A 22,817-nucleotide genomic window follows, 5' to 3' on the forward strand; every position below is an offset into this window, starting at 1 on the left:
ATAGGACGGATGCCAGTTTTGCCGGTGCAACGGGCGAGAAGCGGATGCCGGTTTTGCCGGGGCAGCAGGCGAAAAGGGACGCCTGTCTGTCGGGGTAAACCTGGTGTTCGCAACGGCAGATCGCGCGATACGTGGGGAAGTGGAGCATATGGCATATCGGGTTGGAGTCGTCGGTGCGGCGGGATACGCGGGGGCGGAGCTGGTCCGCCTGCTGCTGGCACACCCGGATTTCGAGCTCACGGCAATCACGTCGAACGCCGATGTCAACGTGAAGCTCGCCGACGTGTACCCGGCGTTTGCGGGCGAGACCGACCTTGTCTTCACGGCGCACGACGACCCCGTGCTGGAATCGCTCGATGCGGTCTTCCTGGCGGTTCCCCACACGGCGGCCATGGGCATGGTGCCCGGCCTCCTGTCCCATGGGGTCTCGGTCTTCGACTTGTCGGCGGACTATCGCTTGGACGACCCTGACGTGTACGAGGCGTGGTACGCGACTCCTCACACGTCTCCCGATCTGCTCAAAACCCGTGCGTTCGGTCTGCCCGAGCTGTACGCCGAAGACCTGGCGTCGGCACGCGCGCAGCACGTCGCGGGGGAGCCAGCGTTGATCGCATGCGCGGGGTGCTATCCCACGGCGACGTCCTTGGCTGCGGCGCCGGCGCTGCGGATGGGATGGTGCCGGGCGCAGTCCCTGATTGTGGTTGACGCCATTTCGGGCGTCACGGGCGCTGGAAAGGGCTGCACGAGCAGGACCCATTTTTGCTCGGCGGACGAAAGCGTCGAGGCGTACGGTGTGTGCAAGCACCGTCATACGCCCGAGATCGAGCAGATCTTGGGCGCACGCGATCGGGTGATCTTTACCCCGCACCTCGCGCCTCTCAAGCGCGGATTGCTCTCCACCGTGACGCTGCAGCTCGATGAGGGCGCCCATGCCCTTTCGACCGAGGACGCCGTTCGCGCGTATGAGGAGTTCTACGCCACATCTCCGCTGGTCAAGGTGTTGCCGGCGGGGGCGATGCCGAGCACGTCGTCGGTCGTCGGCACCTGCTCGTGCCAGATTGGCCTTGCGGTCGACAAGCGCACGGGCGTGTTGGTGGCCATGGCGGCGATCGACAACCTGTGCAAGGGTGCCGCGGGGCAGGCGGTCCAGTGCGCCAACATCGTGTTCGGCCTGGATGAGCGACGAGGCCTCCCGCTCGTTGGCATGCCGGTGTAGGTTGCCCATACGGGATGGCACCGCACGGTGCCGGCATCCCCGGGCGGGCATGCGCCAGGTCGCCGCATGGGGACCGGTTGTTGCATCGGCGATTCGCAAGCAAGATCTCGAGGCGCGACGCGTGTTGTCGCAACGACGCCTCTCAACAATCACAGGGAGCATTTCATGGACACGCAGCAACGTGAAGATATGAAAACGGACGAGCCGTTCCAGGTGAGCCCCATCGAGGGCGGCGGCGTCACGAGCGCGGCGGGCTTTACGGCTGCCGGCGTGCACGCGGGGTTTCGCAAGAACCCTGAGCGCGCCGACCTCGCGCTCATTGCGGCCGAGCGCCCGGTGGCTGCGGCGGGCACGTTTACCACCAACCGGTTTTGCGCGGCGCCCGTGCAGGTGAGCCGCGAGCACCTGGGCGGCGCGGGCAAGGGGTACGGGCTCATGCGCGTCGTCGTGGTCAATTCCGGTAACGCCAACGCGGCGACGGGCGCGCCGGGTCTCGCGGTCGCGCATAAGACGTGCGAGGTCGTTGCCCGTGAGCTGGGGTGCGCCCCGGAGGAGGTCCTCGTCGCGTCGACGGGCGTGATCGGCGTCCCGCTCGCCATCGCGCCGTTTGAGCAGGGCGTGCCGCAGGCGGTGGCGTCCCTGTCACGCGAGGGGGCGCACGCGGCGGCCCGCGCGATCATGACCACGGACACGCGCGCGAAGGAATGCGCCGTTGCGTATGCGAGCGAGGCACCGGGATATGAGGGCGCGCGGTTCACCGTGGGCGGCATGTGCAAGGGCTCGGGCATGATCATGCCCAACATGGCGACGATGATCGCCGTCATCACCACCGACGCCCCCGTGGCGCCGCGCGCCCTGCACGCCGCTCTCGCATCGGCCGTACGCATGACGTTCAACAAGGTGACCGTCGACTCGGACAGCTCGACCAACGACACCTGCGTCATGCTCGCCTCTGGAGCGGCCGCTCCCGCCGCGACACCCATCGAGGAGGGGACGCCTGCGTTCGCGGAGCTCTGCCGCGCCGTCCGCGCCGTATGCGAAACGCTCGCCCGCGCGATCGCCGCAGATGGCGAGGGTGCGTCCAAACTCGTCACCGTCACCGTGCGCGGGGCCGCGACGGACGCAGACGCGGACACCGCCGCTCGATCCGTGGCGAATTCTCCTCTGGTCAAAACGGCCATCGCGGGGCGCGACTGCAACTGGGGCCGCATCGCGATGGCGCTGGGCAAATGCGGCGTTCCGTTTGAGCAGGAGCGCGTCGACATCGACATCATGGGCATGCCGGTGTGCCGAGCGGGCCTGACGGTGCCGTTTGACGAGGACGAGGCGCTGCGCCGCTTTGAGGAGCCCGAGATCGTCATCGAGGCCAACCTGGGCGCGGGTACGTGCTCCACGACGGTGTGGACCTGCGACCTCACGCACGAGTACGTGTCCATCAACGCCGATTATCGTTCCTAGGAGCAAGTCATGAAATACGCACGCGACAGCAGGACCTCGCTTTCAAGTGAGGAGACCGCGCAACTGCTCTTCGAGGCGCTGCCGTGGGTCAAGAACCTGACGGGCAAGACCGTCGTCATCAAGTACGGCGGCGCGGCGATGGTCGACGAGCGCCTGCGCGCCGACGTCATGAGCGACATCGTCCTGCTCAAGATCATGGGCATGAAGCCGGTCATCGTCCACGGGGGCGGCAAGGACATCAACGCGGCCCTCAAGCGCAACGACATCCCCGTGGAGTTCCGCGATGGGCAGCGCGTCACCAGCGATGACGCCATGGAGCTGGTGCGCGAGGTGCTCGTGGGCAAGGTGAACGGGCAGCTCGTGGCGGCGGTCAACCATCATGGCGACCTCGCCGTGGGCGTGTCCGGCGCGGATGCGGGCACCATCGTGGCCGAGCAGCTCGCGCCCGAGCTCGGCCGTGTGGGCCGCATCACGCGCATCAACGGGGATTACCTCAACAGCCTGGTCGAGAACGACTACATTCCCGTGGTCGCCACGGTGGGCGTGGGCGAGGACGGCGGCTTCTTCAACATCAACGCCGATGTCGCGGCGGGGCACATCGCCTCCGCGCTCGGCGCCCATAAGGTGATCTTCCTCACCGACGTCGACGGCCTTTACGAGGATTTCTCCGACAAGGACTCCCTCATCTCGAACCTCACGTTGGAAGAGGCCCGCTCGATGGTGGACGCCGGGGTGATCGATTCCGGCATGATCCCCAAGCTGGAGAGCTGCATCACCGCGCTCGAGGGCGGGGTGTTCCGTGCGCACATCATCAACGGCACGACCCCGCATTCGCTGCTGCTCGAGCTGCTCACTGACGCGGGCGTGGGCACGGTGATCCACTCATCGCACGTCGCCTACGAGCACGACCGTCATCCCGTGCCCGTCATGGCGCCTCACGCGCTCGGGGCGTTCGCGGCGCGCCTGAGCGAGAACAACTAGTCGCTCCATCCGTTCGCCCTGCCCCCACCCTCATGGAAAGGATCCATCATGTCGCTTGCCACCCAAAAGACGCTCGAGTCCTCCTATGTCATGCGCACCTTCGGCCGCTCGGAGGTTGAGTTCGTCGGCGGGCGCGGCATGACGCTCGTGGACGCCGAGGGGCGCGAGTACCTCGACTTTTTGGCGGGCATCGGCGTGTGCTGCCTGGGTCACGGGCACCCGGCGGTGACGGGTGCGGTGCGCGAGCAGGCCGAGCGCCTCATGCACGTGTCGAACTATTTCTACATCGAGCACCGCGGCGAGGTTGCCGCCCTCATCTCAAAGCTCGCCAACGATGACATGGCGGGCGCGCGCCTGCTCGCCCAGGCCATGGTGGACGGCGATGAGGAGGGGGTGCTCCAGGCGGCGGCCCTCGCCCCGGGCGAGCAGGTGTGGGAGACGTTCTTTGCCAACTCGGGCGCCGAGGCCAACGAGGGCTCCATGAAGCTCGCCCGCCTGTTCGCCAAGCGCGCGGGCAACGGGGGCAATACGATCGTGTGCCTGCGCGGCGGTTTTCACGGTCGCACGTTGGAGACCATCGCGGCCACCATGCAGGATTGGCTGCAGGAGAGCTTTACGCCGCTGCCGGGCGGTTTTGCGCCCTGCACGCCGAATGACGTTGACGAGCTGCGGTCGATCTTCGACGCCTTGGGCAGCGAGATTTGCGCCGTCATGCTCGAGCCCATCCAGGGGGAGAGCGGCGTGCATCCGTTGACGGCTGAGTTCATGGAGGCGGCGCGCGACCTGGCGCACGAGCACGGCGCGCTGCTCATCGCCGACGAGGTCCAGACGGGCGTGTTCCGCACGGGCAAGCCGTTCGCGTTCCAAACGTATGGCGTGGAGCCCGACATCATGAGCTTGGCGAAGGGCATTGCGGGCGGCGTGCCGGCGGGCGCCTGCGTGGCCAAGAAGGAGATCGCCGATGTGTTCCGGCCGGGCGACCACGGCTCGACGTTCGGCGGTAGCTGCCTGGCGGTCGCGGCGGCGGCCGCGGTCTTGGCGGAGCTGACGCTCGGCGCGTACGACGAGCGCGCGTCCGAGGTGGGCGCGTATGCATTCGCGCGCCTGGGCGAGCTGGATGCGGTGGCCGAGGTGCGCGGACGCGGGCTCATGCTCGGCTGCGACCTCGCAGAGCGTGCGGGCGACGCGCACGACGTGGTGGCGGCCATGCTCACCGAGGGCTTTGTGATCAACGCGACCGGCCCCCACACGCTGCGCTTCCTACCCCCGCTGATCTGCAGTGAGGCGGACATCGACCGCCTTGTGCAGGCCCTCGCTCGCGTTTTGGGGTAGTTGCCGCTATACTGTTCACCCACGGGCGATTGGCGCAACGGTTAGCGCAGGTGCTTTACACGCACAAGGCTGGGGGTTCGAATCCCTCATCGCCCACCATCGAATGTAAACGCGAGGGCCATGGTGCCCTCGCGTTTTTGTTTGCCCTGCATGGATTCGAACCCCGTTCGGGGTGCGGAGCTGGGGAAACGGCGCGAGCCGTTTTCCAGCGGAGCCCGCAAGGCGCGAAGTCGGGTCAAAGACTGGCTGCTTCTTTTTGGTTTGCAAGTGCAGCGATTGTAAAGGGCGTGATGCTGTTTACCGATAGTTCTTTAATTTCGACTTCCCATCCTATAATTTCAAGAATACAACTTTTCTATACAGGAAAAAGTGAGGCCCCAATTACGCAGAGGCGGAAAGAAAATGAAGACGGTACGAAGAATCGTTATACCCGCAGTGCTTCTGATAAGTGCGGCTGGCCTGTGGTCGCTATGGAGAAGCTCCGTTCCCGTGGGAGATTGGAATCCGATGCAAGAAAAAACGAGTTCCGGTTGGCTGGTAGAGGTGGACCTTGAGGCCGGAACGTTTACGCTCAGGGATGTTGAAGGGTGCGCTAAGGCCGATGGGAACGATGTGGACGGCGTGGTCGTGTTTGGCTTAAGCGACAGGCGTGATTTGGAAAAGCTCCGCGCCGAGTTTCCTTTGGGGTCACAGATCGTTGTGGAGCACGAACGTGTAGAAGGACTTGTCAGTGATGCTGGTCAGTTAAAGTGCCTGAACTATCGAGGTCCCGAGACTTGACGTTGCTGAAAAATGCAATTGCCTTATAAGGGGATGGGAATAATAGCGACTGTCCACTTTGCTGAGCGACATGACGGTGTAGTTGTCATCCTTTGTTTATCATGGTGAGGACGAATCTGCATCGCGAGAAAGGCTGCCATGAGCGACTTCGACCTCTCGAACTATCCCGTCCTGCCGAGCGAGCCTGCGGGCGAGCTGCGCGAGAAGCTCAGCCGCGTGAAATACGTCTTCACCGACCTGGACGCCACCATGCTGGCGCCCGGCTCCTGCGCGCTCGCGGGCAACGACGGCGCTCCGAGCACCATGCTCGTCGAGGCTATCGTGGCACTCAAGCGCGCCGGCGTCGAGATCATCCCGTGCTCCGGCCGTGCTCGCGTGATGATGCACGAGGACTCGCGCATCCTCGGCTTCAACTCCTATATCGGCGAGATGGGCGGCCTGCTCATGCTCGACCTCAAGGCGAACGAGTGGGAGTACTTCACCGGCGACATGCCCTACGACCCCGCGTGCGGCCTCACCCCGCATCAGGTCATCGAGCAGGCCGGCGTGTGCCAGGGCATCATCGACCGCTGGTCTGGCCGCATCGAGTACCACAACGACATGGCTAACGGCATCAAGTACCGCGAGGTCACCGTGGGCATGCGCGGCGAGGTGCCGGACGAGGAGGCCCAGGCCATGATCGACAAGGCCGGTCTTGGCCTGGTGTGGGCCAACAACGGCTACCTCACCCATGTGTCCAAGCCCACCTCGCTCGACTTGGGCGAGGACGGCCCCGGCCGCGCGTTCAACATCATGCCCGCCGGCCTCAACAAGGGCCGCGGCATCGAGCGTTTCTGCGAGCTGCGCGGCATCGACCCCGCCGAGACCCTCGCCATCGGCGACTCCGAGTCCGATTTTCTGGCGGCGCCGTACGTGGGAACGTTCGTCTGCGTGGAAAACGCGCTCAAGGATCCCGCCACGCCGGCGCTCATCGCCGAGAACGACAACGTGTACATCACGCGCGGAAAGGTCGTCGAGGGCTGGGTGTACATGGCGAACGCCCTGCTCGCGGCAAAGGCGTAAGGGAGGGGAGAGCGCGGGATGCTCGATAGCGAACGCCCCATCGGCGTATTCGATTCCGGCCTGGGTGGCCTCACCGTCGCCCGGTGCATTGCCGAATCGCTGCCCCATGAATCGATTTACTACGTGGGCGATACCAAACGGTGCCCGTATGGCGTGCGCTCCGAGGAGGAGGTGCGCGCCTTTGTGCTCCAGGCGGGCCATTGGCTGGCCGAGCATGACGTCAAGATCATGGTCATCGCCTGTAACACGGCGACGGCCGCGGGCCTTCGCATCGCGCAGCAGATCCTGCCGGTGCCCGTCATCGGTGTGATTGCCCCGGGTGCCCGCGCGGCGATCAACTCCACGCGCACCCGCAAGGTGGGCGTGCTCGCCACGCCGCTCACGGTGCGCACGGGCGCGTACACCCGCGCCATCCAGGATTTGGATGCGGGCGTGAACGTGTACGGCTGCCCGGCGCCCAGCTTTGTGGAGATCGTTGAGCGCGAGCTCGCCACGGGGGCGCATTTGCAGGAGCGTTGGCTGCAGGACGGGGACATCTTCGACACACCCGAGAACCGCGCCGAGGTGGAACGCACCCTGGCGCCTATTGTCGAAGGCGGCGCCCAAGTGGACACGGTGGTGCTCGGATGCACGCATTTTCCGCTGCTCGCGGGCCCCATCCGCCATGCGCTCGGCCCGGACGTGCGCGTGGTGTCCTCGGCCGAGGAGACAACGCGCGAGCTTGAGGACATCCTGCGCCGGCGCAACCAGCTGGCGGGGATCGGGCATCGACCGACGCACCGTTTTGCCACCACGTCGGACAACATCGCGGAGTTCGCGGCGGCCGGCAGCTTTATCTTTGGCCAGCCGCTCAAGAGCATCGAGCACGTCTCGCTCGACGAGCTTCGCGGGCTCTAGCGTTCGATTGCCGTCCTGGCTCGATGTCTCGGCTGGGCTGCCGCGAGCGTTCCGCCCGGCCGGGGCGTGCGGCGGGCGTGTGCCCCGTGTCTGGACCCCACGTCTAAATCTCGCCTTTGCATCCCGCGCTTGTACGTCACGTTTTCACCCCCCCGTTTGCATCCCACGCTTGCACGTCACGCTTACATCACGCGCTTGCACGCCACGTTTTCATCTCGCGTCTACATCACGCCATCTCGCGTCTACTTCACGTATTTGCACGTCACGTTTCCATTTCACATCGAAAGGACCTTTACCCCATGGATCACATGCTTATCAATCGGTCGTTCGACCGCGCCGCAGATGCGATGCGCCCCGTCAACCTCACGCGCGACGTGATGAAGAACGCGCTTGGTTCCTGCCTTGTCGAGTTCGGCGACACCAAGGTGCTCTGCGCCGCCACCATCGAGGAGGGCGTGCCCGGCTGGCGCAAGGCGAGCCGACAGGGCTGGGTCACGGCGGAGTACGCCATGCTGCCCGCCTCCACCAATCGCCGCACGCGTCGCGAGACGTCCAATCGCAAGGGCCGCTCCATGGAGATCGAGCGCCTGATTGGCCGCAGCCTGCGCACCGTGGTGAACATGAAGGCGCTCGGCGAGCACACGGTCACGGTCGACTGCGACGTTATCCAGGCAGATGGCGGCACCCGTACGGCGAGCATCACCGGCGCGTGGGTGGCGCTGCACGACGCTCTCATGGCGTGGGTCGAGGCGGGCAAGATCTCACGCCTGCCGCTCACCGGTCAGGTGGCCGCCGTGTCCATGGGCCTGGTCGACGGTTGCGAGCTGCTCGACCTCGACTATGCCGAGGACAGCCATGCGGAGGTCGACATGAACCTCGTGGCGACCGATGCCGGCGAGATCATCGAGATCCAGGGCACCGGCGAGCAGACGCCGTTCGACCGTGCTCGCCTGAACCGCCTGCTCGACCTGGGCGAGCTGGGTATCAAGCAGCTCATCGACCTGCAAAACGAGGTCACGGCCTTTAGGGACTAGCACGCAAGGGAGTGGCACGCAAAAGGGACGGCCTCCGCACACCTTGCGTGCCCCAAGCTCGGTGCACTGTGCGAGGCGTCGATGCACCGAACGAAACGCCGATGCACCGGGCGAAGCATCGATATGCTAAGCGAAACCTCGATGTATCTGGCAAAACTCGATGCACCAAGCGAAACGCCGATGCACTTTTTGACCATCTTCCAAGGGAAAAGTGGTTGAAAACTGCACCGAGTTTTACGGATGTGCATGGAGTATGACCTGACGCGCGGAACGATGTGCATGGAGTATGCCCCTGCGCGCGGAACGGATGTGCACGGGATGCGCCCAGAGCACGCAACGGATGTGCGCGGGGTATGCTTCAACATGCGGAAACTCATAGATAGAGAAAGGACGGTGCCGAACATGGCGCTGGAAAAAATCGATATCGCGACGCTCGACCCCAAGCGCACCATCGTGGTGGCGACGGGCAACGCGCACAAGCTCACCGAGATTGAGGCCATCTTGAGCGAGGTCCTGCCGGAGGTCCGCTTTGTGGCCTTGGGTCAGCTCGGCGACTTCGAGGACCCCGAGGAGACGGGCACCACGTTTGTGGAGAACGCGATCATCAAGGCCGAGGCTGCGGTTGCGGCCACCGGCCTTGCGGCAATCGCCGACGACTCCGGCCTGGTTGTGGATGCGCTGGACGGCGAGCCGGGTGTGTACTCGGCGCGCTATGCCGGTGTGCACGGGGATGACGCCGCCAACAACGCCAAGCTCCTCGACAAACTCGGCGACACCCCGGATGCCGAGCGTACCGCGCGCTTCATGAGCGTCGTCGCCCTCATCGATGCAAGCGGCTGCGTGCTCACGGGCACGGGCGCCTGCGAGGGCGTAATTGCCCGCGAGGGCCGCGGCGAGCACGGTTTTGGCTACGACCCGCTGTTCCTTCCCGTCGACACCCCGGGCAAGACTATGGCGGAGCTCACGCCGGAGGAGAAGAACGCCATCAGCCACCGTTTCCACGCGCTGCAGGACCTGTCTGCCCAGCTGGTGCAGGCGGCGTCTGCCGAGGATGCCGAGCGGGCAGGGGAGACTGGCGGTGCGGAATGCCCCTCTGCACCCGGTTCCGCGGCAGGGGATCGCTAGCATGCGCGCGGTCGTTCAGCGCGTGCGACACGCGAGCGTCGCCATCGACGGTGAGGCCGTAGGTTCGATCGGCAGGGGTTACCTCGTTCTGCTCGGCGTGGGCCATGCCGACACGCGGGCGGAGGCGGACAAGCTGTGGAACAAGATCTTCGCCCTGCGCATCAACGATGACGAGGACGGCAAGACCAACCTCGCCTTGGCGGATGTTGCGGGCGAGGTTTTGGTGGTCTCCCAGTTCACCCTGTTTGCTAACTGCAAAAAGGGCCGCCGCCCCTCGTTCACCGAGGCTGCCCCGCCCGCGCAGGCAGCCGAGCTCTACGAGTACTTCGTCGACCTTGCGCGCCGCGACGTCGAGCACGTGGCGACGGGTCGCTTTGGCGCGAACATGCAGGTCGAGCTTTTGAACGACGGTCCCTTTACCATCGTGCTCGATACCGACGAATTGTAGTCAGGGCTTCACTCACGCCGAGGTTGTTGCCCCCGTTAGCCCGCCGGGCACTTTGTCCGAGGCGAGTTCCGCACGAGCCGAAGGTCCCACTGGGGCCTTCGTGCGAGCAGGACTGCCCGAACATCGGACAAAACGCCCCCGTCGGCGCCCGGAGCGACAATCGTATCGATCCTTGCTATACTCCAATGCGTATGTCTATTCTTGGGCGCATTCTGTCAAGCGCCCGTATGTGGAGGCCATCGCATGGAAGAGCTCGAAGTCAATCACGTTGCGGAGATCAAGGAAAAGCTGACCGAGATGGTCGGCGACCGCGTCAAGGTCAAGGCCAACATGGGCCGCACGCGCGTCATCGAGCGCATGGGCGTTATCAAGAACGTCCACCCCGCCGTGTTCATCGTCGAGGTTGACGAGCGCCGCGGTCGCAAGTCCCGTCAGTCCTACCAGTACGTCGACGTGCTCACCGGCACGGTCGAGCTGTTCGACCCCGAGACCGGCGAGCATATCTTCACGCCGCTCGGCACCCAGCTCGAGGAGCACTAAATGACCGCGGTCGGACGGGGCTCAAGCTCCGCTCCCAACCCGGCGTTCGACCCGTATCGCGCCGCGGCCCAGCCCGCCGCGCCCCAGGGGAACTTCATGCTCATCACCGCCCCCGCAAAGATCAACCTGTATCTGGGCGTGCATGAGGGGACCGATGATGGGGGCTACCACCGCGTCGATACCGTGATGACGACGCTCGACATCTCGGACACCATCGCCATTGCGCCCTCCGACCGCCTGATGGTCAAGACGGTGCCCGAGGCGGACTTTCCCCAGGAGAGCAACACGGCGTACAAGGCCGCCGTGGCGATGGGGGAGGCGTTTGGCCGCGAGCCGAACTTCGCCATCCTCATCGACAAGCACATTCCGGTCCGCGCTGGCCTGGGCGGTCCGTCCACCGACGCCGCGGCGACCATCATGGGCATCTGCCGCTATTGGGGAGTCGACCCGCGCGACGAGCGCATCGATGCGGTCGCGCGCTCCATCGGCGCGGACGTTCCGTTTTTCCTCTATGGCCCTCCCGCCCATCTGGACGGGCGCGGCGATTCGATGCGTGAGCTGTTCCGCCCGCTCACGGGTACGCCCGTGGCGCTGGTAAAGCCCATGACGGGTGGCGTCTCGACCGTCGAGGCGTATCGCCGCTTTGACGAGTCTCCCATCAAGGCGCAGCCTCTCGAGCCCATGCTCGAGGCCATGCGCTCACACGACGAGCAGGTCATTTTCGATTGCGTGTCGAACAACCTGGCTCCCGTCGCCCGCGCGCTTTGTCCCGAGATCGGCGAGATCGTTGATTGGATGCGCGAGCAGCCCGACGTCCGCGCGGTCGATGTGTGCGGATCGGGCGCGACGGTCTTTGCCGTCTGCGCCACGCAAATGGCGGCCGATAAGATCGGCATCGCCGCGATGAAGGAGCATGGCTGGTGGGCGCAAGCTGCGAGGATGGAAAAATCTGGACCAATTATCGCTGTGGGGTAGATTTTCGTTCGCGGCTTTGATACTATAGCCAAGCTAACGGGTTGTGGCTCAGCTTGGTAGAGCACCGCGTTCGGGACGCGGGGGTCGCTGGTTCAAATCCAGTCAACCCGACCATTACATTGCAAAGGGTCGCCTTATGGCGGCCTTTTTTTGCATAACGGGCCCTGCCATAAAGGATTCCTATCATGGGCGGCCCATGCGCATCGCGCCGGCTCTGCGCGTTTTGGGTTTGGCCCACCGTTTACCGACTGTTTACCGTTTGCGATACGCTCCCGTGTAGAATAGACAAATATTGTGCAGTGTCGCGGTGGCGGGTTATACTCATTCGAGCTGTAACGCGCACGGCGAACATCGTGCCGTACACGCCAAACGGATCGTATCTGGAGGAAAAGTATGTTCCCTAAAGGCTTTGAGTGGGTTGTCATCCTTATCGTCGCCCTGCTGATTTTTGGCCCCAAGAACCTGCCAAAGCTCGGCAAGTCTCTGGGCAAGACGGTCAAGAACATCCGTGAGGGCATGTCCGGTGACGAGGCTCCTGCCGATGACGCCGAGGTTGTCGAGGAGGACGACGAGGTCGCTCAGCTCGAGGCTCAGCTCGCCGAGGCCAAGGCCAAGAAGGAAGCCGCCGCTAAGGACGCCGAGTAACCCGCTCGCATAAGGGTTGATCGCGGCCGGTTGACCCGCACTGGGTTTGCCGGTCGCTTTGCTGTTATTCTGCACAAGACGTACAAGAGGAGTTCGACGCATGGATGCAAGCCAGATCGTACTGACTGCCGAGGGTCGCAAGAAGCTCGAGGAGGAGCTCGCCTATCTCGAGGGTGAGAAGGCCAAGGAGATCGTCGAGCACATCAAGGAAGCCCGCGCATTCGGCGACCTTTCCGAGAACGCCGAGTACGACGCCGCCAAGGAAGATCAGGCCCGCAACGCCGCCCGCATCGCCGAGATCCGCGCCACGCTGGCCAACGCCCAGGACGCCGTCGCCGGCTCCAACATGATCGTCTCCATTGGCAGCAACGTCACGCTGGTCGACGGCGAGGGCGAGGCGTCCGACTTCACCATCGTCGGTACCACCGAGACCAACGTGCTCGAGCACAAGATCTCCAACGAGTCCCCGGTCGGCCGTGCCATCATCGGTCACGCCGAGGGCGAGAGCGTCGAGGTCGTGCTCGCCTCTGGCAAGAAGCGCGTCTACACCATCGCCAAGATTTCGCGCTAGGGCTCACCCGTTACCTATTGAGCTCTAGCGCTCGCTCCGCTCCCTGGTGCCTCATGGCGCCAGGGAGCGGTTTTCGTTTGGAACATGGGGCGGCACGCTCGTTGGGCGATCGCCGCATCGATGAACAGTCGGGCCACATGACCCGGCATTACGAGAGGAGTCACAAAGATGGCCGAGAACCTCGAGGTCAACGAGGCCGCCAACACCCTGAACGACGAGCGCGCCCGTCGTCTCGCCGACCGCGCCGCGCTCTACGAGGCCGGCAAGAACCCCTATCCGGAGCACTCGAGCGTAACCGATCACGCCGCCGACCTGCTCGTGCGCTACGAGGGCCTGGCCAACGAGGAGTTCGCGAGCGAGACCGTCACCGTAGGCGGCCGCGTGGTCGCCAAGCGCGGTCAGGGCAAGATCATGTTCCTGGTCCTGCGCGACCCCTCCGCCGACATCCAGCTCTTCTGCCGCGTGAACGACGTGGAGGAAGAGTCGTGGGCCACGCTCAAGAAGCTCGACCTGGGCGACATCATCCAGGCCACCGGCGTGGTCACCCGCACCAAGCGCGGCGAGCTCTCCGTTGCCCCGCGCGAGCTCAAGCTGCTCTCCAAGGCCGTCCGCCCGCTGCCTGAGAAGTTCCACGGCCTCTCCGACAAGGAGACCCGCTATCGCCAGCGCTATGTCGACCTCATCGTGAACGAGGACGTGCGCGAGACGTTCCGCAAGCGCTCCGCCATCATTTCCACCTTCCGCCGCTACATGGAGGACGACGGCTACATGGAGGTCGAGACCCCCATCCTGCAGTCCATCCAGGGCGGCGCCACGGCCAAGCCGTTCATCACGCACTTCAACGCGCTCAACCAGGAGAACTACCTGCGCATCGCCACCGAGCTGCACCTCAAGCGCCTGCTGGTGGGCGGCTATGAGCGCGTGTTCGAGATCGGCCGCATCTTCCGCAACGAGGGCATGGACCTCACCCACAACCCCGAGTTCACCACCATGGAGGCCTACCGCGCCTATTCCGACCTCGAGGGTATGAAGGAGCTCGCCGAGGGCGTCATCAAGGCCGCCGCGACCGCCGTGGGCCTCGAGGGCATCATCGAGTATCAGGGTCAGCAGATCGACCTCTTCTCGCCGTGGGCCAGCCGTTCCATGACCGAGATCGTCTCCGACGTGCTCGGCCGCGAGGTCACGCTCGATACGCCCGTCGAGGAGCTGTTCGCCGCGTGCGCCGAGCGCGGCATCGAGACCAAGCCCGAGTGGACCGCCGGCAAGCTCATCGCCGAGATCTACGACGAGCTGGGCGAGGACACCATCGTCAACCCCACGTTCGTGTGCGATTACCCGGTCGAGGTCTCGCCGCTCGCCAAGCGCAACGAGGAGGACCCGCGCCTTACGCACCGCTTCGAGCTCGTGATCGCCGGCCATGAGTACGCCAACGCGTTCTCCGAGCTGAACGATCCGGTCGACCAGGCCGAGCGCTTCGCTGCGCAGATGGCCGAGAAGGCCGGTGGCGACGACGAGGCCATGGAGTACGACGAGGATTACGTGCGCGCGCTCGAGTACGGCATGCCTCCCGCGGGCGGCATCGGCATCGGCATCGACCGCGTGGTCATGCTGCTCACCAACTCCACTTCCATCCGCGACGTCCTGCTGTTCCCGCATATGAAGCCCGAAAAGGGCTCCAAGAGCGGCGCCGCCGCCGCGAAGGCCGCTCAGGACTCCGCGGCCGCCGGTGCCGCGAGCCCGTTCGTCACGCCCGCCAAGCCCACGCTCGATTACTCCAAGGTCGTCGTCGAGCCGCTGTTCGAGGACTTCGTGGACTTCGACACCTTTGCCAAGAGCGACTTCCGTGCCGTCAAGGTCAAGGACTGCGTGGCCGTGCCCAAGTCCAAGAAGCTTTTGAACTTCACCCTGGACGACGGCACCGGCACCGACCGCACCATCCTCTCCGGCATCCACGATTACTACGAGCCGGAGGACCTGGTGGGCAAGACGCTCATCGCCATCACCAACCTGCCCCCGCGCAAGATGATGGGCATCCCCAGCTGCGGCATGATCATCTCCGCCGTGCACGCCGAGGCCGAGGGCGACGAGACGCCCGAGCGTCTGAACGTGCTGATCGTGGACGATTCAATCCCGGCAGGCGCCAAGCTCTACTAGGGCACCTCAATTTAGGGACCACCTCAATTTAGGGACAGTCCCTAAATTGAGGTTTTGCGAGTCATCCTGGCCATCGCTTCGATTTAGCGCCTTCGGGTTCAATCGTCGGGCGTCGCACGCAAGGCGTGCGCCCTCCTCTTTCACCCGAATCCGGGGCGCCTGGGAATCTTTAATCCCAGATGCCCCGATTTTCTATTTGCCTCAGATTAGGGACAGTCCCTAATTTGAGGTTTCGGGAACCTTTGATTCATGTACCTTGGGTTTTTATTGGGCATGCGCCTTAATCGGGCGTTCGAGCGGGGATCAAGCGGGGGCGCGTCACCCTAAGGTGCGCCCCCGCGTTCGCGTCGATCGCGGGCACCTGGAAATCCTTGCTTGTAGATATGGATCCGTTTGAGAGCTCTTTACTGTGAGATGAGCTCGATGGCACGTTCGGGCGTGATGCAGGCCTCGGGGAAGCGTTGCAGCAACGGGCCATCGCGAGTGACGATGTAGTCGGCTTTTGCCGATTCGCTCGATGCGAGAATCAGGTTGTCCTCGTAGTCCCTAAATTTGGAGCGAAGGCTGCCCGCCAGGGTACATTCAAAGAGCCCGAGCGGAGATGGCGTGGCCAACTCGAGCATACTTTCAATGCATGCCCATGCTACGGGCTCGTAGGACGTCTCCGGTTTTCCCTCGAGCGCATCCTGTCGTTTGAAGCGTCTTGGAAGCAAGCAGAACGCGTCTTTGAGCGTGGTTGGGCATACGAGCAGGGGAACGTCGTTCTTGACGGCGCATTCCAAGAGGAGCTTGCTGGCTCCTCGGTCCAGTTCATTGTTTAGGAAATAATCAACCCATACGTTGGTATCGATGACCAGGCTCATCGGCTTTCCGGATACACGCATCGGGCCTCCATTTCCCCAAGCATGTCGTCGTACATGACGTCTCGAAGCTCATGGGGCGTCTTCCCTGCAAGAAGATTGTTGTCTGGGCCCGTATACCCGCATTGCCTGGCGGTTTTGATTGCCAGGCCCGCGCTATCATGGATGAGCGAAAGTTTCCTTTGCCGGATTGCGTCCATGCCGCTTGCCTCGGCCTCCTTCATAAACGGGGGCACATCCTGGTGGTCGCACAGATATGTCCAAAGTGCCCGGACCGCCTGGCTGGGGCTATAGCCGCATTGACTCAAGACCGCGTCGCCCCCGGTTTTTATCGATCGCTCGAGGCGCGTGTTCATCTGAACAGCCGCTTCCATGTCTTCTCCAATCGCTATACGTATAGCAAAGTATAGCAAGCGTAGGGAGGCATAGCGGTCGTCATTCGCCGAACGGTGAGCGACGCGTACGCGTCACCACCTCACCACCTCAAATTAGGGACAGTCTCTAATTTGAGGTGTGACGGCGGCTACGTGTGCCCAGGCTGATGACCCTACGCGTCAGGCACAACAGAGCCATGGCACCTGATGACACTCCACCCGCCGAGGACGAGGATGTGTCCGTCGAGCTGGAGTGGTTTTGGCGCCGCAACTCTGGGAATATATAACCCGTATGACTACCGTCCGCATCAAACGCTTCGAGGAGGCACCATGGACTACAAGATCACCGGCTACGAACCCGCCAAGCTGTTCCATTACTTTGAGGAGATCAGCGCCATCCCGCGCGGATCGGGCAACGAGAAGGGCATCAGCGACTACCTGGTGGCGTTCGCCAAGGACCACGGTCTGTGGGTCTACCAGGATGACGTGTACAACGTGATCATCAAGAAGGCGGCCTCCGCCGGTGCCGAGGCCGCGCCCGCGGTCATGCTGCAGGGCCACATCGACATGGTGTGCGACAAGCTCGGCAGCGTTGAGCACGATTTCGAGAAGGACGGCATCGATTTGGTGGTCAAGGACGGCATCCTGACCGCCAACGGCACCACCCTGGGCGCCGACAACGGCATCGCCGTGGCGCTCATGCTCACCGTGCTCGATGACGATTCGCTCGTGCACCCCGCGCTCGAGTGCGTCTTCACCACCGACGAGGAGTCCGGCCTGGTCGGTGCCGAGACCCTCGACAAGTCCCAGATCGACGCCCGCATCATGATCAACCTCGATTCCGAGGAGGAGGGCGTTGCCACGGTGAGTTGCGCCGGAGGCGTCGTCGTCACGTACAGCCGCCCCATCGTGCGCGAGCACAAGGCGGGCTCGCTGCTCACGCTCGAGATCTCCGGCCTGCTGGGCGGTCACTCCGGCTCCGATATCCACCTAGAGCGCGGTAACGGCAACATCATCATGGCGCGCATCGTCGAGCGCCTCATGCTCGCCGGCGACCCCGCCCTCGTGAGCTTTAACGGCGGCACCAAGGACAACGCCATCAACCGCGAGTGCAAGGCCGAGCTCGTGTATGCCGATCACGCCGCCGCCGAGGCGGGCGCCGCGATCGCGCAGGGCATCATCGCGGCCGTGAGTTCCGAGCTCGAGGTGTTCGACCCCGGTTTTGCCTGCAGCGTCGAGATCGCCGACAACGCCGAGGTCGAGGCCATCGACCCCGACACCGCGCTCGCCTTCGTGCGCGCCATTCGTCTGGCCCCCAACGGCGTGATGCGTCGCAACATTGCCACCGATGGCTCCGTTGAGGTCTCCTCCAACATCGGCGTGGTCGCCACCTCCGCCGACGAGGCAAAGATTCTGCTGTCGCCCCGTTCCTCCATCACGTCCCTGCAGGAGGAGTTCAAGGACCGCTTGCAGACGCTCGCCGACGTCCTGGGCTTTGACGCCGCATTCGAGTACGAGTATCCGGGCTGGAGCTACGTTGAGCACTCCGCGGTGCGCGACGTGTTCTGCGAGAGCTATCGCGAGCTGTTCGGCACTGAGCTCAAGATCGAGTCCATCCACGCTGGCCTTGAGTGCGGTCTCTTTACCGAGGCGCTTCCCGGCCTGGACGCCATCGCCGTCGGCCCGACGCTCTCCGACGTGCACACGCCCGACGAGAGCATGGAGCTCGCGTCCTCCGAGCGCTTCTACACGCTGCTCGTCGACGTCCTCAAGCGCCTCGCCGCGTAATGCCCCAATTGGGGATAGGTGCACATTGAGCCGTTTTCCCTAGGGATGCGAAAGGCCCGCAGCGATACCGTTCGCTGCGGGCCTTAGCATGTGGGCGACAAGGTTATCGCGGCCATTGTTGTGCTCCTTGCGGTCGTATCGCTCTACCTGCACTTCTCGGGAATATCACCCATCGTGTAGCGTCTATTATCTTTGCGGGCCGTGCGATCGCGTGCGGCCCGCATTCCTCATGCGTGGAACGTGACGCTCTCGTTGCCAAATGCGACGTATCTGCCCGAATCGGTTATCATGGTGCGCCATTGGGTACACGCTTTTCGATAGCACGAACTCGAGCATAGACGAGGTAGACGCATGTTAGACCGATTCACCGACCGCGCGCGCAAGGTCATGTCTCTGGCCAAGGAGGAGGCAAAGGCCCTCAAGACCTCCAAGGTGGGCACCGAGCATTTGCTGCTCGCGCTCGCCAAGGAGCAGGAGGGCATTGCCGCTGAGGCCCTCCGTGATTTGGAGATCACCTACGACGACATCTTGAAGCAGCTCGGGGATATTCGCGCGGCGGCTCCCGCGGAGGCCGAGCCGGAGGACGCCAAGCTCGCGTTCACACCGCTCGTGGTGTCCGTTATGGAGAAGAGCTTCCGCCTGGCGCGCGAGAACAACCAGACCTATGTTTCCACAGAGCACCTGCTGCTCGCGATCGTGAGCGAGGGCAACGGCGTTGCCGTCGACATCCTGCGGCGTCTGGGTGTGTCCGCGGCGAGCGTCCGCGCGGCCGTCGAAAAGCTCACGTCGAAAGACCAGGGCAAGCAACGCCCGTTGGCTGGTGCGGGCTCCGGTCGACCCGGGGCGGGTCTGCCGTTTTTTGGCGGCGGCACGCAGGGCCAGCAGGGGGCAAAATCCGAGAGCACCCTCAAGCAGTTCGGCACCAACCTCACCGAGGAGGCGCGCGCGGGCAAGCTGGACCCGGTCATCGGGCGCGAAAAGGAGATTTCCCGCATGATGGAGATCCTCTCGCGCCGCACCAAGAACAACCCACTCATCTTGGGCGATCCCGGCGTGGGCAAGACCGCCATCGTGGAGGGCCTGGCGCAGGAGATCGCGGCGGGCAGCGTGCCCGAGAACCTCATGGGCCAGAACATCTGGACGCTCGACTTGCCCGGCCTGGTTGCCGGCGCCAAGTACCGTGGTGAGTTCGAGGAGCGCCTCAAGAACGTGATCGCCGAGGCCACCGAGGCCGACGACATCATCTTGTTCATCGACGAGATGCACACCCTCATCGGCGCCGGCTCGGCCGAGGGCTCCATCGACGCCAGCTCCATGCTCAAGCCGGTGCTCGCGCGCGGGGCGTTCCAGATCATCGGCGCCACCACCGCCGAGGAGTTCCGCAAGTACCTTGCCAAGGACCCCGCCTTTGAGCGCCGCTTCCAGGCCGTCGACGTCGACGAGCCGAGCGTGGAGGACACCGTGGCGATCCTGGCAAAGCTCGCGCCCAAGTACGAGGAGCACCACCAGGTGCGCTACACCACGGCGGCACTCGAGGCGGCGGCGAGCCTCTCGGCGCGCTACATCCAGGACCGCTTTTTGCCCGATAAGGCCATCGACCTCATGGACGAGGCGGGTGCCCGCGCGCGCATCGCTCGCAACAAGGCGCCTGAGCCCGTGCGCCGGGCAGAGGAGCGCGTCGCCGAGCTCAAGGCGGGCATGGAGGAGGCGACTGCCGCCGACGACATGAACAAGGCCGCCGAACTCAAAGAGCAGGTGCAGTCTGCGCAGATCGCCCTCGGCGAGGTTCGTGCCGCATGGAACGCCGAGCTCGAGGCGCACCCCGTCATCATCGACGTCCCCCAGATCGCCGATATCGTTTCCGTCACCTCGGGCGTTCCGGTGTCCTCGCTCACCGAGGACGAGAGCCGTCGCCTGCTCGCCTGCGAGAGCGTGCTCAAGACGCGCATCATCGGTCAGGACGAGGCCGTGTCCGCCGTGGCCAAGGCCATTCGCCGCAGCCGCTCGCCCCTCAAGGACCCGCGTCGCCCCGGCGGCTCGTTCATCTTCTTGGGCCCCACGGGCACGGGCAAAACCGAGCTCGCCAAGACGCTCGCCGAGTACCTGTTCGGCAGCAAGGACGCGCTCATCAGCTTTGACATGTCCGAGTTCGGTAGCCAGTACGAGGTGTCCAAGCTCATCGGCTCGCCTCCGGGCTACGTGGGGCACGAGGAGGGCGGCCAGCTCACCAAGGCGGTGCGCCGCAACCCGTATTCCGTGGTGCTGTTCGACGAGATCGAGAAGGCGCACCCCGACATCTTCAACATCTTGCTGCAGGTGCTCGAGGAGGGCCGTCTTACCGACAGTCAGGGCAAGACCGTGGACTTCCGCAACACGGTGATCATCATGACGAGCAACGTGGGCGCGCGCGAGATCGCGCAGGACGCGAACGTGGGCTTTGGCACTACGGGCGAGGCCGGCCTCACCGCGGGCGAGATCAAGACGCGTGCGATGGGCGAGCTCAAGCGCTTGTTCCGCCCCGAGTTCATCAACCGCGTGGACGACATCGTGGTGTTCCAAAAGCTCGCGGGCAAGAGCCTCACCGCCATCGCCGAGCTGCTGGTGGACGACCTGCGCCAGCGCCTCATCGCCAACGGCATGAACATTGTCCTCACCGACGAGGCGCTCGACAAGATCGTGCGCGAGGGCACGGACGTCTCCAACGGAGCGCGCCCCTTGCGCCGTGCGATCCAAAAGCTCATCGAGGACCCGTTGTCCGAGGAGCTGCTCGCCGGGGAGTGGGGTGCCGGCGATACGGTGCTGTGCGATGTGGCGGACGATGCGTTCGTGTTCAGCCACACCACGGGCGAGATTCCCGCTCCACGCGCGACGGGGGAGCTGGGGTCGAGTTTCGACGCGCCCGCGCCGCGCCGCGCCATTGCCGCGCCCCGCACCACGAACAGCGCCGGCGGCCTCACCAGCGTAGGCGCCGGAGCGAATTAACGTAAGTCAGGGCCCGTCTGCCCGTGGCTGCTGAACAGGTGTATACGTACTGTTTGACCTGGGGTCGCCTGAGGCGACCCCTTTCTCGTCGGCTCGCCCCATCACTCTTTATCCCAAATGGGATAATCTTTTAAGAAGTGTTAGATTTTTTCCCATATGGGAAAATAAGCCGCGCGTGGAGTCGATTGAGCTTAAAGGATATTTGTCCTGCCCCCCCGGCGCGGGGGGCAGGGCTAGTTTTTCTTTGTGCGCCTGTATTCTACTTTGCATTAGCGACTATAAAGATATCCTTATACATCAGCTTGTGATTGATTTCTAACAGGTGGTGTACATGCGGCTTGCTGATTACGTTGTTCGGTTTTCACTGGGGACAATCCCGACTGTCGGGAATCCGCGAACCGGTGCAATTGTAGGCTTGACTCCAGATGGACAAACGCTTGTGGAGTCGATGTCGCGATGTGACATTGAGCCGGCCGAAGTGCCTGCATCTTGTTTGCAACTTGTTGATTATTTACAATGCCATGGCTTCCTTGCTGACAACGATTCCGCTGCTCCGGTAGTCACCTCCGCATACTTGCATGTTACTCCTCAATGCAACTTCTCGTGCATAGGTTGCTATTCTGGTTCAGATCGCATGGCACATTATTGTGTGCCTACCGTTGACCAGCTCACTGTTGCGATCAATATGCTGGCACAACTTGGTGTCCAGGAACTAATTTATTCCGGTGGCGAGCCGTTCATGAGGGAAGATATGGCTCTATTGGTACGGAGAGCCGCGTATCATGGCATACCGCGGCAAACCATCATTACAAACGGTTCGCTGTTGAGCAAACATTGTTTGACGTCGTTTAGGGGCTTCGTTCAGACCGTTGCTTTATCGTGTGATCGTCTTTTTGACGACGAGATATCTTACTTGGGCCGGGATATCTCTGCTGCAGATTATTTAGTGACATGTGACGCTGTGTGCGCAGCGGGCCTTCGTCCTCACATCCTGCTTACGCTGCATCCCAAGAATTACCTGAACATACCTCGCTATCTTGCGCTTGCAGATGAGCGTGGTTTCACGATCGGCTTTAGCCTTCTAAGCTGCATCTCCTCTGAGTGTCACGATCTGGTCTTCACTGATGAGCAGCTTCAAGAGCTTGCGGAAATTTTGATGTCGGAACAAGTAGGTGTCGGCGATTATGCAGAGTCTTCCGGCTGCACTCATTTACATGGTCTGACCTGTGTGACATATTGTGGGGCGGGACGAAGGTGCGTAAGCGTATCGTATGATGGAACGATATACCCATGTCACATGTTGCACATACCCGAACTGCGTGTAGGCAATGCCTTTGTCGATAGTGGCGAGGATGTTCGAAAAGGTCTCGCGTCACACCCTCTTCAATCGGTTGATGAAGTGCCCGGTTGTAAATCATGTGACATTCGATATCTCTGCGGAGGCGGTTGTCGTGCGCGGATGATGCATGCGTCAGGCAGTTGGTTTTCCAATCGATCCTCATGCGACCCCTATTGCATGTTCTATCAGCATGTGATTGGATTGCAAATCGACCGAGTCTTGGGAAAGGGGTGAGTTAAATGTTGTTTGTGATTGA

General features: G+C 63.3%; 19 protein-coding genes and 2 tRNA genes. 20 read left to right on the forward strand and 1 reads right to left on the reverse strand.

From position 1 onward, the window contains the following. Positions 1-148: 148 nt before the first annotated feature. The 17 genes from argC (at position 149) to lysS (ending at position 15,218) form a co-directional block, all read left to right on the forward strand. Entirely contained in the window at positions 149-1,216 is a 1,068-nt protein-coding gene (gene argC / locus LK434_RS00315) for an N-acetyl-gamma-glutamyl-phosphate reductase (RefSeq protein ID WP_006720896.1), read from the forward strand. 165 nt (positions 1,217-1,381) lie between these two features. Then, positions 1,382-2,674 carry a bifunctional glutamate N-acetyltransferase/amino-acid acetyltransferase ArgJ gene (argJ, locus tag LK434_RS00320; protein ID WP_006720897.1) on the forward strand — a complete coding sequence of 431 codons (1,293 nt, stop codon included), beginning with the start codon at positions 1,382-1,384 and terminating at the stop codon, positions 2,672-2,674. A 9-nt stretch (positions 2,675-2,683) separates the two neighbouring features. Beyond that, positions 2,684-3,655 (forward strand): acetylglutamate kinase, encoded by a 972-nt coding sequence (gene argB / locus LK434_RS00325; protein WP_006720898.1) that lies wholly within the window; start codon positions 2,684-2,686, stop codon positions 3,653-3,655. A 48-nt stretch (positions 3,656-3,703) separates the two neighbouring features. Further along, positions 3,704-4,987: an aminotransferase class III-fold pyridoxal phosphate-dependent enzyme gene (locus LK434_RS00330; RefSeq protein WP_006720899.1), complete on the forward strand. Its 1,284-nt coding sequence runs from the start codon at positions 3,704-3,706 to the stop codon at positions 4,985-4,987. 23 nt (positions 4,988-5,010) lie between these two features. Then, positions 5,011-5,086 (forward strand) — tRNA-Val (locus tag LK434_RS00335). Positions 5,087-5,476: 390 nt separating this feature from the next. Continuing rightward, positions 5,477-5,767 (forward strand): hypothetical protein, encoded by a 291-nt coding sequence (locus LK434_RS00340; RefSeq protein WP_148334539.1) that lies wholly within the window; start codon positions 5,477-5,479, stop codon positions 5,765-5,767. Positions 5,768-5,905: 138 nt separating this feature from the next. Next, positions 5,906-6,829 carry an HAD family hydrolase gene (locus LK434_RS00345; protein WP_006720901.1) on the forward strand — a complete coding sequence of 308 codons (924 nt, stop codon included), beginning with the start codon at positions 5,906-5,908 and terminating at the stop codon, positions 6,827-6,829. An 18-nt stretch (positions 6,830-6,847) separates the two neighbouring features. Further along, positions 6,848-7,726, forward strand: a complete 879-nt coding sequence (gene murI / locus LK434_RS00350; protein WP_006720902.1) for a glutamate racemase — start codon at positions 6,848-6,850, stop codon at positions 7,724-7,726. A gap of 299 nt (positions 7,727-8,025) precedes the next feature. After that, positions 8,026-8,760, forward strand: coding sequence for a ribonuclease PH (gene rph, locus LK434_RS00355; RefSeq protein WP_006720904.1), 735 nt, complete (start codon positions 8,026-8,028; stop codon positions 8,758-8,760). Positions 8,761-9,162: 402 nt separating this feature from the next. Then, complete coding sequence (gene rdgB, locus LK434_RS00360) at positions 9,163-9,885, forward strand: RdgB/HAM1 family non-canonical purine NTP pyrophosphatase (protein WP_050754968.1); 723 nt, start codon at positions 9,163-9,165, stop codon at positions 9,883-9,885. Position 9,886: 1 nt separating this feature from the next. Next, a complete protein-coding gene (dtd, locus tag LK434_RS00365; RefSeq protein ID WP_006720907.1) occupies positions 9,887-10,333 on the forward strand; it encodes a D-aminoacyl-tRNA deacylase in 447 nt (148 codons plus the stop codon). Between the two features lie 243 nt (positions 10,334-10,576). Beyond that, positions 10,577-10,873, forward strand: coding sequence for a Veg family protein (locus LK434_RS00370; RefSeq protein WP_006720908.1), 297 nt, complete (start codon positions 10,577-10,579; stop codon positions 10,871-10,873). Beyond that, entirely contained in the window at positions 10,874-11,848 is a 975-nt protein-coding gene (gene ispE, locus LK434_RS00375; protein ID WP_006720909.1) for a 4-(cytidine 5'-diphospho)-2-C-methyl-D-erythritol kinase, read from the forward strand. 37 nt (positions 11,849-11,885) lie between these two features. After that, positions 11,886-11,962, forward strand: a tRNA-Pro gene (locus LK434_RS00380). Between the two features lie 279 nt (positions 11,963-12,241). Further along, positions 12,242-12,493, forward strand: a complete 252-nt coding sequence (locus tag LK434_RS00385; RefSeq protein WP_006720910.1) for a Sec-independent protein translocase subunit TatA/TatB — start codon at positions 12,242-12,244, stop codon at positions 12,491-12,493. 100 nt (positions 12,494-12,593) lie between these two features. Beyond that, positions 12,594-13,064: a transcription elongation factor GreA gene (greA, locus tag LK434_RS00390; RefSeq protein WP_006720911.1), complete on the forward strand. Its 471-nt coding sequence runs from the start codon at positions 12,594-12,596 to the stop codon at positions 13,062-13,064. Between the two features lie 168 nt (positions 13,065-13,232). Continuing rightward, positions 13,233-15,218 (forward strand): lysine--tRNA ligase, encoded by a 1,986-nt coding sequence (lysS, locus tag LK434_RS00395; RefSeq protein ID WP_006720912.1) that lies wholly within the window; start codon positions 13,233-13,235, stop codon positions 15,216-15,218. A 404-nt stretch (positions 15,219-15,622) separates the two neighbouring features. Here lysS and LK434_RS00400 read toward each other — a convergent pair whose 3' ends face one another. Next, positions 15,623-16,102 carry a putative toxin-antitoxin system toxin component, PIN family gene (locus LK434_RS00400; RefSeq protein WP_227917766.1) on the reverse strand — a complete coding sequence of 160 codons (480 nt, stop codon included), beginning with the start codon at positions 16,100-16,102 and terminating at the stop codon, positions 15,623-15,625. 680 nt (positions 16,103-16,782) lie between these two features. Here LK434_RS00400 and LK434_RS00405 point away from each other — a divergent pair. The 3 genes from LK434_RS00405 (at position 16,783) to LK434_RS10550 (ending at position 22,795) form a co-directional block, all read left to right on the forward strand. Further along, the gene (locus tag LK434_RS00405) at positions 16,783-18,240 is read left to right on the forward strand and encodes an aminoacyl-histidine dipeptidase (protein ID WP_006720916.1); all 1,458 of its coding nucleotides are present in this window, start codon (positions 16,783-16,785) and stop codon (positions 18,238-18,240) included. 351 nt (positions 18,241-18,591) lie between these two features. Further along, positions 18,592-21,222, forward strand: coding sequence for an ATP-dependent Clp protease ATP-binding subunit (locus LK434_RS00410; RefSeq protein WP_006720919.1), 2,631 nt, complete (start codon positions 18,592-18,594; stop codon positions 21,220-21,222). A gap of 448 nt (positions 21,223-21,670) precedes the next feature. Further along, positions 21,671-22,795, forward strand: coding sequence for a radical SAM/SPASM domain-containing protein (locus tag LK434_RS10550; RefSeq protein ID WP_227917899.1), 1,125 nt, complete (start codon positions 21,671-21,673; stop codon positions 22,793-22,795). Positions 22,796-22,817: the final 22 nt, after the last annotated feature.

The sequence above is a fragment of the Collinsella stercoris DSM 13279 genome, assembly GCF_020735465.1.
Lineage (GTDB): Bacteria > Actinomycetota > Coriobacteriia > Coriobacteriales > Coriobacteriaceae > Collinsella > Collinsella stercoris.